The following is a 1634-nucleotide window of genomic DNA, read 5'->3' as shown; positions in this document are numbered from 1 at the left end:
TGTTATTTATTTTCAGCTTTATGAGTTGGTACCCTATGTGTTTGGCTTTTTGTATTTTCCTATTTCGGTCTATGAGCTTCAAGATATAATTAGTGAGGATGGTCCGCTTGGGCCAATGCTTGTTAATGATTAGATGACCTATTATATTCTTGTTTGTGCTATTCATCCTGGTCAGTTATTAACTAGGGGAAGGTCGACTGATGCCAATACGGATCCAGCAATAGCTGCACTTAACATCTATGAATGGACAAAAGAAGTCGATATCAATAATACAGGTCGATATGTGCAGCCTTTGGTTGGAGAGTTACCTTGGTAAAAGCCTATATGAACTTTTCACTATTTAAATTCCAAATCTTTGGTCCATAAGACATGAATTGAAGTTAATATAAAACTAGAACCTGATGAGATTAATCTCGCCAGGTTCTTTATATGGTAAACTATCAGTGTATAAAGAACAAAGCGTTTAAATAAATGAATGTGGGGATAAAATGGAAAATCAAATACAACCAGCAAAAGAACTGTTTTTCACCTATAAAGGAAGTTTTTTTCATATGCATCGTGAAGGAAAACTCGAAACGTACAAGACATTTGAAGTTGAAAAAGAGCTTGAAGTAGAATGGTACAAAGAAATGATTAACGGAATTAGTAGCGAGTTATCCATAATGAACTGGAATGCGTTATCGCAACTTGATGCTGTCGCTAAATATTATAAGGACAGCTTGATTCTCGAAAATGTTATTTCATTTGTGTCTCAACATATTATGGGTTCAGATAGTATCGTTAAATTAATGTACGCAGAAAATATGATCCATATAATAAAAGCCTCAAAAGAAATTATGACGAATGATTTGTTATATCGCTCTTATCAAGCCACTTTGCGAATACTTGAAGATATCATTTCCAAGCCCTTAGTTATTGACCCTGGGCATGAATTGAAGCTGTTTGATTTGAGGGACAAGAAATCACTAAATAATAGGGCTAAGAAAAATATCGATGACCTTATTGACTATATTGGCTGATTTCATATCAACCAAAGTCTAATCATCTTTTGAAATTACAAAACTTCCTTTAGCAGCTCTCGAAAAATGGGCTCAAGCGATTGAGCCATTCTTTTGAAGCCAAGATCTGTTGGGTGAACGCCGTCAACTGTACATTCTTCAGCATCTTCATCACCCAGCAAGGTGAAGCCATCCATGAAATGGATGTTAGAATCTCCTTCACTCTTCAACCTTTCCACTGTTGATTTCTGAATTTCCCTTCTGTCTTCATGAAATTTCGCTTTAACTTCGTTAAAACGGACATCTGCATAGCGAATATTAGAAATGACTAAAATCGGAACGATCGGATGACGTTCTCGAAGGATTTGAATAAATGGCGGCAATGTAGCTGCTAATTCCTCAACTGTACCCGAATTTGCTTCATAATCTAGAACGAGAAGTGCAGGATTCTGTATATMGGCTATCGTTCGAGCAAGCTCTGCTTCACCTTTCCCATTGCCAGAAAAACCAAGGTTAATAAACTCAAGCGGGATGGAACGACTCATAATATTCGGGTATGCCATGCCCGGTCTTGTAGCACAGCCGCCTTRCGTAATCGATGTTCCATATATGACAACCTTTTTATTGCTCGCATAG

At 37.1% G+C, this 1634-nt stretch carries 2 protein-coding genes and 1 pseudogene; 2 read left to right on the top strand and 1 reads right to left on the bottom strand.

The window, feature by feature from the left end; translation table 11 throughout:
* Together AC1DWN_RS33525 and AC1DWN_RS33520 are read left to right on the top strand one after the other, a co-directional pair.
* A pseudogene (locus AC1DWN_RS33525) lies at positions 1–133 on the top strand (DUF3298 and DUF4163 domain-containing protein); the annotation flags it as partial.
* Between the two features lie 355 nt (positions 134–488).
* Positions 489–1019 carry a hypothetical protein gene (locus AC1DWN_RS33520; protein ID WP_477563148.1) on the top strand — a complete coding sequence of 177 codons (531 nt, stop codon included), beginning with the start codon at positions 489–491 and terminating at the stop codon, positions 1017–1019.
* A gap of 35 nt (positions 1020–1054) precedes the next feature.
* Here the strand turns inward: AC1DWN_RS33520 and AC1DWN_RS33515 are convergent.
* On the bottom strand, positions 1055–1634 hold a 580-nt coding region (locus AC1DWN_RS33515; RefSeq protein ID WP_477563147.1), incomplete at its 5' end, for an SGNH/GDSL hydrolase family protein.

Source organism: Paenibacillus sp. P4_A7 (assembly GCF_056402455.1).
This window is presented reverse-complemented; position numbering and strand designations above follow the sequence as displayed.

What these genes read in the sequence shown, in the direction of transcription:
- AC1DWN_RS33520 (WP_477563148.1), top strand. Translation starts at nt 489, where the DNA reads ATGGAAAATCAAATACAACCAGCAAAAGAACTGTTTTTCACCTATAAA.